The sequence below is a fragment of the Stenotrophomonas sp. HMSC10F06 genome (assembly GCF_001807865.1).
Lineage (GTDB): Bacteria > Pseudomonadota > Gammaproteobacteria > Xanthomonadales > Xanthomonadaceae > Stenotrophomonas > Stenotrophomonas bentonitica_A.
The window spans coordinates 82,231-95,006 of sequence record NZ_KV791256.1; the positions used below are offsets into that span (position 1 = coordinate 82,231).

Below are 12,776 nucleotides of genomic sequence, written 5' to 3' on the forward strand. Positions count from 1 at the left end.
GTCGCGTACCCTCAGGATCATGGGATGCCGGCCAGCGGCCGGCACACCCCTCACCACTCCGGAAGTTTTTCCGGGAGCATGGCGCGGATCGGTGCGCCGTCCTCGCCGGCCGCCAGCTTCTCGGCCTCGGCGATCGGAATCTCAACCTGGAGCAGCCAACCGTCTTCATCGGTTGCTTCGCTGCGCACGACCTCCAGCTGGTGCAGACGCGACCGCAGGCGACCGGCACTTGGCGGCAGCCGCAGCTCGCCACTGACGTGCTGCAGGCCCAGGCGCTTGCCCAGCACGGACTGCAGCAGCGGCAGGCCCACGTTGTCGCGGGCGGAAATCCAGACCCGTTCGCGACGGGCGCTGTCGGGGATGCCGTCCTGGCCATCGTGGCGCACCTCGGCCCCGTCGATGCGGTCGATCTTGTTGAACACCAGCAGCTGCGGCAGATCGCCCGCGCCGATGGCAGTCAGCACCTCATCGACCTGCGCGATGCGCTCCTCACGGTGCGGATCGGCGGCATCGACCAGGTGCAGCAGGAAGTCCGCTTCGCGGGCTTCAGACAAGGTCGAGCGGAACGCCGCCACCAGGTCATGCGGCAGGTCGCGGACGAAACCGACGGTATCGGCAAGCACGACGCTGCCACCGGGCAGCGCGATGCGGCGCACCGTCGGGTCCAGCGTCGCGAACAGCTGGTCCGCCGCGTAGGCCTCGGCGCCGGTCAATGCGTTGAACAGCGTCGACTTGCCGGCGTTGGTGTAACCCACCAAGGCGACGCGCGGCAGTTCGCTGCGCAGGCGGGCACGGCGCATCTGGGTGCGCTGCACTTCCACCTTTTCCAGTTTCTTCTGCAGCTGCTCCACCCGCTTCTGCAGCAGGCGGCGATCGGTTTCCAGCTGGGTTTCACCCGGGCCGCGCAGGCCGATGGAACCACCGCGCTGGCGCTCCAGATGGGTCCAGCCGCGGACCAGCCGCGTGGACATGTGGCGCAGCTGCGCCAGTTCCACCTGCAGCTTGCCTTCATGGCTGCGCGCACGCTGGGCGAAGATATCCAGGATCAGCCCGGTGCGGTCGATCACGCGCCGCTCCAGGAACCGCTCCAGGTTGCGCTCCTGCCCCGGCGACAGGGCGTGGTTGACCAGAATCAGGTCAGCGCCGGTGGCCTCGGCCGCGGCCTTGACCTCGTCCAGCTTGCCGCTGCCGATCAGGATCGACGGATTGGGCCGATCGATGCGCGCGGTCAACGTGGCCGCGATGCTGGCCCCGGCGGAGCGGGCCAGATCGGTGAACTCTTCAAGCACGTCATCTTCGAGCCGGCCGGCGTGCGGCTGGATCAGGAGTGCGTGTTCGCCTCGCTTGGAACGGTCAAACACGCAGTTCTCCAGAATTTTTCACACTGTCACTCAACGTCGTCATCACCTTGGACGCCTTCGGCGCCATCGTTGGACTGCACATAGCCACCACCGGGCCCGACCTTCACATTGCGCGCCGGTACCACGGTCGAAATGGCGTGCTTGTACACCATCTGGCTCACCGTGTTACGCAGCAGCACCACGAACTGGTCGAACGATTCAATCGTCCCCTGCAGCTTGATGCCATTGACCAGATACACCGACACCGGCACACGTTCGCGCCGAAGTGCATTCAGAAACGGATCCTGCAGCGATTGCCCCTTGGACATTGCACACTCCTGATTATTGTTTTTATGGTCTTCCGGCAGTTGCCACGGCCCCCGCCGCCCGCCGGAACCCTTGATGGTACACGGGGCGGGTGGGTGGCGGCGTGGACTCAGCGTGCGACGAAGGTCGACACCGCATCCGCCAGGGAAGCCTTCTCTAAATGGGGATCGAACCAGCGCGCATCAAGCTCCCCGCGCAACCAGGTCAGCTGCCGCTTGGCCAGCTGCCGGGTGGCCTGGATACCCCGCTCACGGAACTCGGCGGCCGTCCCCTGCCCGCCCAGGTATTCCCATGCCTGCCGGTACCCGACCGCGCGTACGGCCGGCAGATCCAGCGGCGCGGCCACCCCGGCCATGGCCGGCAGGGCGCGCAGCGCGCGGACTTCGTCCAGGAAACCGTGATCCAGCATCGCGTCGAACCGGGTTTCGATGCGCTGGTGCAGCACCTTGCGCTCGCGGGGGGCCAACACCAGCTTGAGCGCCCGCACCGGCAGCCGGTCCACACCAGGCAGCTTCTGCCATTCGCTGATCGGGGTGCCGGTCAGGCGATGGACTTCCAGCGCCCGCTGGATGCGCTGTGGATCGGTCGCATGAATGCGCCTTGCCGCTGCCGGATCGATATCGGCCAGTTGGGCGTGCATCGCCGCCCAGCCCTGCCCGGCCGCCTCGGCGGCGATCTGCGCGCGCATCGCCGGATCGGCTTCAGGCATCGGCGACAGGCCCTGCAGCAGGGCACGAAAGTACAGCCCGGTGCCACCGGCCAGAATCGGCATGCGGCCGCGCGCAATGATGTCGCGCACGGCCCGGGCAGCGTCGCCGGCGAACTCTGCCGCCGAATAGGTCTGCCACGGGTCGCGCACATCGAGCAGATGATGCGGGGCCTGCGCGCGCTCGGTGGCGTCGGGTTTGGCCGAACCGATATCCAGGCCGCGGTAGACCAGGGCCGAATCGACGCTGACGATCTCACCGTCCAACTGCTGGGCCAGCGCGATCGCGGTGGCGGTCTTGCCCGACGCGGTCGGCCCCATCACCGCGATCGCAAGCGGGCGTTGGTCGACGGCCATCAGTCCTCGTCCGGCCAGCGCGGAATCCCCGGTGCGGCCGGCGCCCGCGGCATCGGCACGGCATCCACCGCCGCCCACACCTTCAGGGCATCGACCGTGGCCGCGACATCGTGCACGCGCAGCAGCATTGCGCCGCGCTGGGCAGCGATCAGGTGCGCGGCGACCGAACCGGCCACGCGGTCACGCGGCTGTTCACGACCGGTCAGCTCACCGATGCTGCGCTTGCGCGACAGACCAGCCAGCATCGGGACACCGAGCTCAAGGAAACGGTCCGAGCGCGCCAGCAGGATCATGTTGTGTTCGGTGGTCTTGCCGAAGCCGAAGCCCAGATCGATGATCAGGTGCTTCTTGGCGACGCCGGCCATCTCGGCCTGGAACATGCGCTCGGTCAGGAAACGATGCACCTCGGCGACGACATCGTCGTAGTGCGGGGTGTCCTGCATGCTGCCCGGCTCGCCCTGCATGTGCATCAACACCACCGGCACGCCGAGCTCGGCGGCAGCCTCCAGCGCACCGGGCTGGCGCAGCGCATGAATGTCATTGATCAGGCCGGCACCGGCGGCAACGGCGGCACGCATCACCTCGGGCTTGAAAGTGTCGATGCTGATCGGCACGGAAGTTTCGCGCGCCAGGCGCTCGATCACCGGGATGACCCGGCGCAGTTCTTCGTCCAGCGGCACCGGCGCACTGCCAGGCCGGGTCGACTCGCCGCCGATGTCGAGCAGGTCGGCACCTTCGGCGACCAGCTGCAGGCCGTGTGCGACCGCGGCCTCGACGCTGCCGTGCTCACCGCCGTCGGAGAACGAATCCGGGGTGACATTGACGATGCCCATGACCCGCGGGCGATCCAGCCGCAGCAAGCGGCCGCCGCAATCGAGCTGGGGAGAAATGTCGAACATGGGCAGATCCACGAAGTACGCCAGCGCGTAGTTTACGCCGGACCACGCGACCGCCTGCCGGTCGCGCTGACGAAGCCTGCCCTCAGCGCTGGCGGCGCTTGCGCTCCACGTAGACCGTCTTGGCGATGCTCATCAGCACGCCGACGGCGATGCCGATGCCGGCGCCGAGCAGGAAGTTGTCGCGGGTCAGGCCGATGGCCACGCCAATGATCGTGGCGATCACCATTTCGGTGGTGTGCGAGATCGGCTGCGGTGGGGGTGCGGACATGGCGACTCCAGAACGGGAACGAAAACAGAGCCACATTATGACCCGCCGGAAACGACGAAGGCCGGGTCTCCCCGGCCTTCGTCACTTACGTGGGCAACACTCAGATCTGTTCGGCAGGGCCGGCGATCGGGGCGACCGGACGGGCATCGCCGCCCTTGTCGTTGTTGCCGCCATCCTTGTTGCTGGCCGACTTGCCCCAGCCCGCCGGCGGCGGCGGATCGCGCCCTTCCATCACGGCGTTGATCTGCGGCGCATCGATGGTCTCGTACTGCAGCAGCAGCTGGGACATCGTGTGCAGCTTGTCGAGGTTGGCGGTCAGCAGCTCGGTGGTACGGGCGTAAGCCTTGTCCAGGATGCTGCGAACCACTTCGTCGATGCGGCGCGCGGTGTCGTCGGACACGCTCTTGTGCTGCGTCACCGAACGGCCGAGGAACACTTCATCGTCCTCTTCACCATAGGCGATCGGGCCGAGCTCGTCGGACAGGCCCCACTTGGTGACCATGTTGCGGGCCATCTTGGTGGCGCGCTCGATATCGTTGGAGGCACCGGTGGTGACCTTGTCGGTGCCGAAGATCAACTCTTCGGCCACACGGCCACCGTACAGCGAGCACAGCTGCGATTCGATCGCCACGCGGTTCATCGAGTACTTGTCGCCTTCCGGCAGGTACATCGTCACGCCCAGCGCGCGGCCGCGCGGAATGATGGTGACCTTGTAGACCGGGTCATGCTCGGGCACCAGGCGGCCGACGATGGCATGGCCAGCTTCGTGATACGCGGTGAGCGTCTTTTCTTCTTCGCTCATCGCCATCGAACGGCGCTCGGCACCCATCAGGATCTTGTCGCGGGCACGGTCGAAGTGGTCCATGCGGACTTCCTTCTCGCCGCCACGCGCGGCAAACAACGCCGCTTCGTTGGCCAGGTTGGCCAGGTCCGCACCGGAGAAGCCCGGGGTACCGCGCGCGATCACCATCGGCTCGACATCGTCGGCCAGCGGCAGCTTGCGCATGTGCACCTTGAGGATCTGCTCGCGGCCCTTGACGTCCGGCAGGCCGACCACGACCTGGCGATCGAAACGGCCCGGGCGCAGCAGCGCCGGATCCAGCACGTCCGGACGGTTGGTGGCGGCGATGACGATCACGCCCTCGCCTCCCTCGAAACCGTCCATTTCGACCAGCAGCTGGTTCAGCGTCTGCTCGCGCTCGTCATGACCGCCGCCGAGACCGGCGCCACGATGGCGACCGACGGCGTCGATTTCATCGATGAAGATGATGCACGGGGCCTGCTTCTTGGCCTGCTCGAACATGTCGCGCACGCGGCTGGCGCCGACGCCGACGAACATTTCCACGAAGTCCGAACCGGAGATCGAGAAGAACGGGACCTTGGCCTCACCCGCAATGGCGCGGGCCAGCAGGGTCTTGCCGGTACCCGGCGGGCCGACCATCAGCACGCCGCGCGGGATCTTGCCGCCCAGCTTGGTGAACTTGGTCGGGTCACGCAGGAAGTCGACCAGTTCGCCAACCTCTTCCTTGGCCTCGTCGCAGCCGGCGACATCGGCGAAGGTGACCTTGATCTGGTCTTCGCCCTGCAGCTTGGCGCGCGACTTGCCGAAGGACATCGCGCCCTTGGCCCCGCCGCCACCGCCCTGCATCTGGCGCATGATGAAGATCCAGAAGCCGATGATCAGGATCACCGGGAGGAAGTTCATCAGGATCGCGCCCAGCGAGATGCCGCTGGACGGCGGCGCCTGCTCGAATTCCACCTTCTTGCCGCGCAGCACGTTGATCAGGTCGCGATCGTAGGGCGCGGTGATGGTGCTGGTCTGGCCGCTGCGGGTGGTGTAGGTCACATCATTGGCACCGCCGCGCATTTCGCCCAGCACTACTTTCTGGATGTTGCCGCTGTCCACCTGGTCGAGGAACTGCGAATACGTCGCACCCTGCGCGCCGGCTCCGCTGCTCTTCGGCGAGAAGCTCTGGAAGACCACCATCAGCACGACGGCGACGACCACCCATAGCAGGAGGTTCTTGGTCAAGTCGTTCATCCTCATTGGCTCCGGTGTTCCTCTAATTCCTGACGCGATTCGTATGGTTGAGCTTACTTGATCTGCGCGCGTTTTCCCTGCCCCAAGGCGTACACCTCGGGCGAGCGCTTACGGGACGCTTCAGGCTTGCGGATCACCACTTTGTCGTACCGGCGGCGCATTTCGCGCACGTAGTCGTCAAAGCCCACGCCCTGGAACAGCTTGATCAGGAACGCGCCACCGGGCTTGAGATGGTTGTCGGCAAACTCCAACGCCAACTCTGCCAGGTGCATCATCCGCGGTTGGTCCACCGCGTCCATTCCACTCTTATTGGGGGCCATATCCGAGAGCACAAGGTCTACCGGCTGATCCCCCAGCATGGCTTCGAACTCCGATAGGACGGCCTGTTCCCTGAAGTCACCGTGAAGGAACTCCACGCCTGCCAGCGGCGGCATCTCCAGGATGTCCAGCGCCAGGACCCGGCCGGTGTCGCCGATCTGACGGCGGACCTGCTGGGACCAGCCGCCCGGGGCGGCACCCAGGTCGACCACGACCATGTGCGGCTTCAGCAGCCGATCCCGCTCCAGCAGCTCCTCCAGTTTGTAGGCCGCGCGCGAGCGCATGCCCTCGGCCTGGGCCTTCTTCACGAAGGGGTCGGCGAAGTGCTCTTTCAACCAACGTTGACTGCTTTTGCTGCGGGTTGCCATTGAGATGCGGGTCCGATGGGGAGGTCATGATACCCTGATCGCCCCAGTTAACCGCTTGTTCCTGAATGGCTATCGCCCTGACGTCTTCCCAAACCCGTTTCCTCCGCGGTCACGCGCATGATCTGAAAGCCCTGCTCCAGATCGGCGGCAAGGGGGTGACACCGGCCTTCCTGGCTGAACTGGAAGAGGTGCTGGAACGCCACGAGCTGATCAAGGTGAAGGTCGCCGCCGAAGACCGCGAGGCCCGCGACGCCCTCATCGCCGAGCTGGTCAATGCCAGTGAAAGCGCGCTGGTGCAGCGCATCGGCCACGTGGCCGTGCTGTACCGCCCGAGCAAGGAACAGCGCCAGATCGTCCTGCCGCGCGGCTGATCCCGGAACGCCCATGCAGCTGAGCCACGAAATCCCCGATTACGCCTACGCCCTGCGTGCCGCCGATGGCCGCAGCGCGAAGGTGAATGACCGGACCCTGGCCGCCAGTTTCATCCTGGCCCCGGACACGCTGATCGAAGCCTGGCCGGTGGCCGATATCGCCCGCCTGACCACGGAAGACCTGGCGCCGGTGCTGGCGCTGAACCCCGCACTGGTGGTGCTGGGCACCGGCGATACCCAGGTGTTCCCGCCCGCTGCGGTCATGGCCGCATGCCTGACCCGGGGGATCGGCCTGGAAGTGATGAACAACCCGGCGGCCGCACGGACCTTCAACATCCTCGCCAGCGAGGGTCGCAAGGTGGCGGCGGCGTTCATCCTGAAGGGGTGAGACCGGGCTTTCCGTTCAGAAAAGGCCGCCGCGAGCGGCCTTTTTTGTGCCTGCGTCCCGGCCTCGACAGCGACGCTTGGCGTCGCTCTACCACCCGGTTACGGGCTGTGCGGGGTAGAGCCGACGGTTGGTCGGCTGCATTGATTACCGCGGCGGCAGATACAGCAGCGGATCGACCGGCTTGCCGTTGTAGCGGATCTCGAAGTGCAGCATGTCGCGCGCAGCGCCGGTGCGGCCCATTTCGGCGATCTGCTCGCCGGCCTTCACGCTCTGCCCTTCGCTGACCAGGCGCTTGCGGTTGTGGCCATACGCCGACAGCCACTGGTCGCTGTGCTTGATGATGATCAGCTCACCGAAACCGACCAGGCCCGCACCGGAATACACCACCACGCCGGCGGCGGTCGCGCGGACCGGCTGGCCGCTGGTGCCGGCGATGTCCACGCCCTGCTTGGTCGCCTCGCCGGCGACGAAGCGGCCAACGATCGCGCCATCGGCCGGCCAGCGCCAGCTGATGTTGCTCTTGATGGCGGTGGTCGGGGCCGGGGTGGCCGCCGGCGCCGTACTGCCCGGACGCGGCGCGGTGACCACGGTGGTCGGGGCGCGACCGGGGCTGCCACTGCCGCCCGGGTACAGGCGCAGCGACTGGCCGGGATAGATCGTGTACGGCTCGGCCAGCCCGTTCCAGGCAGCCAGATCACGCGGGGTGATGTTGTGGATGCGGGCCAGTGCATACAGCGTGTCGCCACGACGGACGACCGCAGTCTGGCCGGGCTTGGCCACCGAGGTCTGCGGCGTGCTGTGGGCCACGCCGCCGCCCGAGCCCGAGGGCCGCACCACGGTGGCAGTGCCGCAGGCGCTCAGCGCCGACACCACCAACAGCAGCGCGCCGCTGCGCACTCCCTTGCTCAAACGATCAGCACTCATGCGAACTTCGACCTCCATACAAGCCAGGCGACCAGCACGACCACCAGCGCGGTCGCGATCCAGCCCAGCGGTTCAATCCAACGGCGCAGCGCAGCTTCCGCGCGCGGCCCGCCAATACGAATGACCGCCGCCAGCACGTACACGCGCTTGCCACGGCCGATCAACATGCTCAGGAAATACTGCGGCAACGGCACGCCGACGATACCCGATGCCCATGTGAAGACCTTCATCGGGATCGGCATGAAGCCGCCCAGCACCAGGAAGGTGAACACTGCCCACGGCGACTCGGCCATCTTGGCCTGCACGATGGCGATACCGCCCTCGATGCTGCCCAGCATGCCCAGCGCGGCGAACACCGGCTTGAGCGCTTCAAAGGCGAAGTGGCCCAGCGCATAGCCGACCAGCGCACCGGCCATCGAGCCGGCCAGACTGAGCGTGGCGAACCACCAGCCGCGCTTGGGCTGGGCCACGCACATCGGCGCCAGCATCACCTCGGGCATCACCGGGAAGATGATCGCTTCGATGAAGCTCAACACCGTCAGATAGGTCGGGGCGCGCTCGTGCGCGGCCCACTTCATTGCCCGCTCGTACAGCGGACCAAAAATCTTCATGACGCAACGCTCCTTGGAATCAGTCCAGCATGCCAGACAGCAGCGGTACGAACGTGACCGGTGCCAGTACCTGCTGTTCGACACTGCCGTCATCGCGACGGGTCAACTGGATCAGCGACTGCGCGCCCGGGCCGCCGACCGGCGCCACCAGGCGCCCACCCACGGCCAGCTGCTCGACCAGCGCATCGACCAGCGCCGGTGCCGCCGCCGTCACCACGATTGCATCGTAAGGGCCGTGCTCGGCCCAGCCGACGCGCCCGTCGTCATGCTTGCTGCGGATGTTCATGCCCAGCGCACGGAAGCGCTTGCGCGCCTGGCGCAGCAGATCTCCGATGCGCTCGACCGTGTAGACCTCCAGCCCGATCGCCCCCAGCACGGCGGCCTGGTAACCCGAGCCGGTGCCGACTTCCAGCACCTTCGTCGGCGCCGACTGCAGCACCGCTTCGGTCATGCGCGCAACCACCCAGGGTTGCGAAATGGTCTGGCCGTGGCCGATCGGCAGGGCGGTGTCTTCGTAGGCACGCGAGGCCAGTGCTTCATCGATGAACAGATGGCGCGGCACCACGCGGATGGCATTGAGGGTGGCTTCGTCGGCGATGCCGGCATCGCGCAGGCGGTCGACCAGGCGGTCGCGGACGCGCTGGGAGGTCATGCCGATGCCGACCGCTTCGGGCTGCAGGCGCAGGCGTGGGCTCATGCCGGCCGATCCAGCGCGGCGGTCAGCCCGCCGACCCAGCTGGCCACCTTCTCCAGCGCCTGGTAGCGGGTGAGGTCGACCTGGATCGGGGTGATCGAGATATAGCCGTTGCGCACCGCGTGGAAATCCGTGCCCGGGCCGGAGTCCTGTTCGCGCCCGGCCGGGCCGATCCAGTACACCTGGTTGCCGCGCGGGTCGCGCTGGGCAATGCAGCCTTCGGCGCGGTGACGGTTGCCCAGGCGGGTCACTTCGAAGCCGCGTACTTCGCTCCACGGCAGGTCCGGCACGTTGACGTTGAGGATGGTGTCGGCGGGCAGTGGATCGGCCTTGAGCCGGGTGACGATCTCCACCGCAGCGCGGGCGGCCGTTTCGAAGTTGCGTGGCTCGTGGTTGTGCGTGACCAGCGACATCGCCACGGCGGGCAGACCCAGGAAGCGCCCTTCCATCGCCGCCGAGACGGTGCCGGAATAGATCACGTCGTCGCCGAGGTTGGCCGCGTTGTTGATGCCCGAGACGACGATATCCGGCTCGTACTCGAGCATGCCGGTGAGGGCCAGATGCACGCAGTCGGTCGGCGTGCCGGCCACCGAGCAGGTGTAGTGGTCGATGCGCTTCATGCGGATCGGCAGGTCCAGGGTCAGCGAATTGCTGGCGCCTGAGCGATCGCGATCGGGGGCGACCACGGTCACTTCATGACCTGCGTCACGCAATACCGTGGCGAGCATCTTGATGCCCGGCGCATCGACACCGTCGTCGTTGCTGACCAGAATCCGCATCTGCGATTTAACCGCTTGATTTTTCAAGACATCGATTCCATCACTTCCCACTGTTGGCGGCGGTGGCCCTGCCCCTTCCGGAGCGCGACGACCGCGCAAGTGCGTCAGCTATTGTGCCGCAAGCGGACAGATCGTCCTACCCCGATAACGGTAGGCATCGCCCCTCCCGCCCATTAGGCTGTACGCATGTCACATTCTGAAGACGAAGATCCCGCGGCCCTGTTCCGGGCCGCCATCGGCGAGGTCAAGCCGCTGCGCAAGGTGGTCACCCCGCCGCCGGCCACGCCGCGGCCCAAGCCGCGTGCGCGCATGGCCGAACAGGATGAACAGGAGGCCCGCGGGGAATTCGCCCGGCTGCTGCGCGACAGCAGCCCACTGGAGGCCGGCGATACCGCCAGCTACCGGCGCGAGAATCTGCCGCCGCGGATGTTCCAGCGGCTAAAGCGCGGGCAGTACTCCGTGCAGGACGAACTGGACCTGCATGGCGCGACGGTGGCCCAGGCCGAGACACTGGTGCGCCAGTTCCTGGTGGAAGCGCATGCCCATGAGTACGGCTGCGTGCGCATCATCCACGGCAAGGGACTGCAATCCGATGGCGGCGCACCGGTGCTGAAGAATCTGGTGGATCGTCTGCTGCGCCTGCGCAACGACGTACTCGCGTTTCATTCCGCGCCCGCCGGCCAGGGCGGCACCGGCGCAGTGCTGGTGCTGCTGAGCAACCGGTAACGCCGGCCCTGGCCCCCACGCGCGGGGTAGAGCCGACCGTTGGTCGGCTGAGGAAGGCAGCCGACCAACGGTCGGCTCTACGCAATTTGTGGTGCCGGGACGGACGGCAGCCGACCATCGGTCGGCTCTACGCGGACTGGCTGGCGTCTTCTACCGGCCCCAGCTCATGCAGCACCGCGGTGGCGTAGCAGCCGGGCGGCAACGCGAAGCTCAGTTCCAGCACGTCGGGAGCCAGCCACCGGTGCTGCAGCATCGCCGGGCGCAGGCGCAGCGCGCGGCGCTCCTGCTTCAGGCGGGCGCTCTCCAGGCCGGCGCGCAGTGCAAGCGATTGCGCATCGGCAACCGCGCCCAGCTCCAGCTCGGCAGCGGCACCGGTGCTGCGCAGTTCCCCCTCTCCCCACAATGGGCCGCTGGGATGAATGTCGAAGCGGCCGAGACGATCAGCCAGCAGATCCGTCCACGGCTCCGGGCCGAACACGCTGCGGCTGCCATCGAGCATCCAGACTTCGCCGTCCAGCGGCGCGTCCCAGTTGCCCTGCTCCACGCGCGCCGCCAACACCTGGTTGAACAGCGCCGAACGGGCGGCCGAGAGCAGCAGCGAGCGCTGGTCCGGACGCATGCGGCGGCCACCGAACATCGCCAGCGCCGCCGGCACATTGCCGCCATCGCGACCGAAACGCTGCTCACCGAACCAGTTCGGCAGGCCGCGCGAGGCGATATGGGAAAGTCGCTCTTCGATGGCCGCAGCATCCCCCTGCACATCGCGCAGGACCAGCTTGAAGCGGTTGCCGGCCAACGCACCGCGCTGCAGCTTGCGGTTGTGCCAGGTCGACTCGACCACCTCGATCTCATCGGAAGCCAGCAGCGCCGGATCCGGCGCCACGCGCTTGGGCAGGTGCACGCTGAAGCGCTGGGTGGTGACCGCATGGCGGTCTTTCATGCCGGCGTAGCTGACCGCCATGTCCGGCAGCCCGGCCCATTTGGCCAGCACCTTGGCGACGTGCACGGTGTTCGCGCCACGCTTGCGGATCGTCAGCAGCAGGTGCTCGCCCTCGCCGCTCGGCTCGAATGCCGGCAGTTCGTCGACCTGGAAATCCTCGGGCGTGGTGCGGATCTTCGCGGTGAGCAACGGCGCGCCGAACGCCAGCGGCAACGGGATCACAGCGCCACCAGCAGTACGCTGGCCTGGGCGGCGATGCCCTCGCTGCGGCCGGTGAAGCCCAGCTTTTCCGACGTGGTCGCCTTGACGCTCACGCAGTCCAGCGCGATGCCCAGCACGGTGGCGATGCGCTCGCGCATGGCCAACGCATGCGGGCCGACCTTGGGCCGCTCGCAGATCACGGTGATGTCGGTGTTGCCGACCTGCCAGCCGCGCTCGCGCAGCAGGCCGTTGCAATGCGCAAGCAGGTGCGCGCTGTCCGCGCCCTTCCAGCGCATGTCCGTCGGCGGGAAATGCACGCCGATGTCACCCAGCGCCAGCGCGCCGAGCATCGCATCACACAGGGCGTGCAGGATCACATCGCCATCGCTGTGCGCGAGCACGCCACAGCTGTGTTCGACCCGGATGCCACCGAGCATGATGTGGTCGCCCTCGCCGAAGGCATGGACGTCGTAGCCCTGTCCGATGCGGAAGGGAGGGAACTGTGGCGTGGTCATTGC

Annotated in this window: 16 protein-coding genes; 3 read left to right on the forward strand and 13 right to left on the reverse strand. The window is 67.2% G+C overall.

All coding sequences use genetic code 11. From position 1 onward, the window contains the following. Nucleotides 1-50: 50 nt before the first annotated feature. The 7 genes from hflX to rlmE all read right to left on the reverse strand — a co-directional run bounded on the left by hflX (nucleotide 51) and on the right by rlmE (nucleotide 6,624). Complete coding sequence (gene hflX, locus HMPREF3113_RS02620) at nucleotides 51-1,361, reverse strand: ribosome rescue GTPase HflX (RefSeq protein WP_070427094.1); 1,311 nt, start codon at nucleotides 1,359-1,361, stop codon at nucleotides 51-53. A 26-nt stretch (nucleotides 1,362-1,387) separates the two neighbouring features. Then, nucleotides 1,388-1,669: an RNA chaperone Hfq gene (hfq, locus tag HMPREF3113_RS02625; RefSeq protein ID WP_019183319.1), complete on the reverse strand. Its 282-nt coding sequence runs from the start codon at nucleotides 1,667-1,669 to the stop codon at nucleotides 1,388-1,390. Nucleotides 1,670-1,776: 107 nt separating this feature from the next. Then, nucleotides 1,777-2,730 (reverse strand): tRNA (adenosine(37)-N6)-dimethylallyltransferase MiaA, encoded by a 954-nt coding sequence (gene miaA / locus HMPREF3113_RS02630; RefSeq protein ID WP_070470697.1) that lies wholly within the window; start codon nucleotides 2,728-2,730, stop codon nucleotides 1,777-1,779. Further along, the gene (gene folP, locus HMPREF3113_RS02635; RefSeq protein WP_070470694.1) at nucleotides 2,730-3,629 is read right to left on the reverse strand and encodes a dihydropteroate synthase; all 900 of its coding nucleotides are present in this window, start codon (nucleotides 3,627-3,629) and stop codon (nucleotides 2,730-2,732) included. The genes miaA and folP overlap by 1 nt, the downstream gene beginning before the upstream one ends. A gap of 82 nt (nucleotides 3,630-3,711) precedes the next feature. Then, nucleotides 3,712-3,897, reverse strand: a complete 186-nt coding sequence (locus HMPREF3113_RS02640; protein WP_019183322.1) for a hypothetical protein — start codon at nucleotides 3,895-3,897, stop codon at nucleotides 3,712-3,714. 100 nt (nucleotides 3,898-3,997) lie between these two features. Further along, nucleotides 3,998-5,938 carry an ATP-dependent zinc metalloprotease FtsH gene (gene ftsH, locus HMPREF3113_RS02645; protein ID WP_019183323.1) on the reverse strand — a complete coding sequence of 647 codons (1,941 nt, stop codon included), beginning with the start codon at nucleotides 5,936-5,938 and terminating at the stop codon, nucleotides 3,998-4,000. A 53-nt stretch (nucleotides 5,939-5,991) separates the two neighbouring features. Next, entirely contained in the window at nucleotides 5,992-6,624 is a 633-nt protein-coding gene (rlmE, locus tag HMPREF3113_RS02650) for a 23S rRNA (uridine(2552)-2'-O)-methyltransferase RlmE (protein ID WP_019183324.1), read from the reverse strand. Nucleotides 6,625-6,689: 65 nt separating this feature from the next. Between rlmE and yhbY the strand changes: the two genes are divergently transcribed. Both yhbY and HMPREF3113_RS02660 read left to right on the forward strand, forming a co-directional pair. Beyond that, the gene (gene yhbY, locus HMPREF3113_RS02655; protein ID WP_070470645.1) at nucleotides 6,690-6,995 is read left to right on the forward strand and encodes a ribosome assembly RNA-binding protein YhbY; all 306 of its coding nucleotides are present in this window, start codon (nucleotides 6,690-6,692) and stop codon (nucleotides 6,993-6,995) included. Nucleotides 6,996-7,008: 13 nt separating this feature from the next. Then, nucleotides 7,009-7,383, forward strand: a complete 375-nt coding sequence (locus HMPREF3113_RS02660) for an Mth938-like domain-containing protein (RefSeq protein ID WP_070470647.1) — start codon at nucleotides 7,009-7,011, stop codon at nucleotides 7,381-7,383. Nucleotides 7,384-7,527: 144 nt separating this feature from the next. On the opposite strand, the gene HMPREF3113_RS02665 is transcribed toward HMPREF3113_RS02660, so the two are convergent. Genes HMPREF3113_RS02665 through surE form a run of 4 tightly spaced genes read right to left on the reverse strand, consistent with a single transcriptional unit; the run spans nucleotide 7,528 to nucleotide 10,391 of the window. Further along, the gene (locus HMPREF3113_RS02665; protein WP_070427090.1) at nucleotides 7,528-8,307 is read right to left on the reverse strand and encodes a peptidoglycan DD-metalloendopeptidase family protein; all 780 of its coding nucleotides are present in this window, start codon (nucleotides 8,305-8,307) and stop codon (nucleotides 7,528-7,530) included. Beyond that, complete coding sequence (locus HMPREF3113_RS02670) at nucleotides 8,304-8,918, reverse strand: YqaA family protein (RefSeq protein ID WP_019183328.1); 615 nt, start codon at nucleotides 8,916-8,918, stop codon at nucleotides 8,304-8,306. Before HMPREF3113_RS02670 ends, HMPREF3113_RS02665 begins: the two co-directional genes overlap by 4 nt. Before the next feature lie 19 nt (nucleotides 8,919-8,937). Beyond that, a complete protein-coding gene (locus HMPREF3113_RS02675) occupies nucleotides 8,938-9,615 on the reverse strand; it encodes a protein-L-isoaspartate(D-aspartate) O-methyltransferase (RefSeq protein WP_070427088.1) in 678 nt (225 codons plus the stop codon). Beyond that, nucleotides 9,612-10,391 (reverse strand): 5'/3'-nucleotidase SurE, encoded by a 780-nt coding sequence (gene surE / locus HMPREF3113_RS02680; RefSeq protein WP_019183330.1) that lies wholly within the window; start codon nucleotides 10,389-10,391, stop codon nucleotides 9,612-9,614. The genes HMPREF3113_RS02675 and surE overlap by 4 nt, the downstream gene beginning before the upstream one ends. Before the next feature lie 186 nt (nucleotides 10,392-10,577). Here surE and HMPREF3113_RS02685 point away from each other — a divergent pair, with 186 nt between their 5' ends. Further along, nucleotides 10,578-11,117 (forward strand): Smr/MutS family protein, encoded by a 540-nt coding sequence (locus tag HMPREF3113_RS02685; RefSeq protein ID WP_070427087.1) that lies wholly within the window; start codon nucleotides 10,578-10,580, stop codon nucleotides 11,115-11,117. A 127-nt stretch (nucleotides 11,118-11,244) separates the two neighbouring features. On the opposite strand, the gene truD is transcribed toward HMPREF3113_RS02685, so the two are convergent. Next, nucleotides 11,245-12,279, reverse strand: a complete 1,035-nt coding sequence (gene truD / locus HMPREF3113_RS02690) for a tRNA pseudouridine(13) synthase TruD (RefSeq protein WP_070470648.1) — start codon at nucleotides 12,277-12,279, stop codon at nucleotides 11,245-11,247. Beyond that, nucleotides 12,276-12,773 (reverse strand): 2-C-methyl-D-erythritol 2,4-cyclodiphosphate synthase, encoded by a 498-nt coding sequence (ispF, locus tag HMPREF3113_RS02695; RefSeq protein WP_019183333.1) that lies wholly within the window; start codon nucleotides 12,771-12,773, stop codon nucleotides 12,276-12,278. Before ispF ends, truD begins: the two co-directional genes overlap by 4 nt. Between the last annotated feature and the right edge of the window lie 3 nt (nucleotides 12,774-12,776).

Coding starts and splice junctions, on each gene's coding strand:
- HMPREF3113_RS02640 (WP_019183322.1), bottom strand. CDS start 3,897: ATGTCCGCACCCCCACCGCAGCCGATCTCGCACACCACCGAAATGGTG.
- ftsH (WP_019183323.1), bottom strand. CDS start 5,938: ATGAACGACTTGACCAAGAACCTCCTGCTATGGGTGGTCGTCGCCGTC.
- surE (WP_019183330.1), bottom strand. CDS start 10,391: ATGCGGATTCTGGTCAGCAACGACGACGGTGTCGATGCGCCGGGCATC.
- ispF (WP_019183333.1), bottom strand. CDS start 12,773: ATGACCACGCCACAGTTCCCTCCCTTCCGCATCGGACAGGGCTACGAC.
- HMPREF3113_RS02675 (WP_070427088.1), bottom strand. CDS start 9,615: ATGAGCCCACGCCTGCGCCTGCAGCCCGAAGCGGTCGGCATCGGCATG.
- miaA (WP_070470697.1), bottom strand. CDS start 2,730: ATGGCCGTCGACCAACGCCCGCTTGCGATCGCGGTGATGGGGCCGACC.
- HMPREF3113_RS02670 (WP_019183328.1), bottom strand. CDS start 8,918: ATGAAGATTTTTGGTCCGCTGTACGAGCGGGCAATGAAGTGGGCCGCG.
- hfq (WP_019183319.1), bottom strand. CDS start 1,669: ATGTCCAAGGGGCAATCGCTGCAGGATCCGTTTCTGAATGCACTTCGG.
- HMPREF3113_RS02660 (WP_070470647.1), top strand. CDS start 7,009: ATGCAGCTGAGCCACGAAATCCCCGATTACGCCTACGCCCTGCGTGCC.
- yhbY (WP_070470645.1), top strand. CDS start 6,690: ATGGCTATCGCCCTGACGTCTTCCCAAACCCGTTTCCTCCGCGGTCAC.
- folP (WP_070470694.1), bottom strand. CDS start 3,629: ATGTTCGACATTTCTCCCCAGCTCGATTGCGGCGGCCGCTTGCTGCGG.
- HMPREF3113_RS02665 (WP_070427090.1), bottom strand. CDS start 8,307: ATGAGTGCTGATCGTTTGAGCAAGGGAGTGCGCAGCGGCGCGCTGCTG.
- rlmE (WP_019183324.1), bottom strand. CDS start 6,624: ATGGCAACCCGCAGCAAAAGCAGTCAACGTTGGTTGAAAGAGCACTTC.
- HMPREF3113_RS02685 (WP_070427087.1), top strand. CDS start 10,578: ATGTCACATTCTGAAGACGAAGATCCCGCGGCCCTGTTCCGGGCCGCC.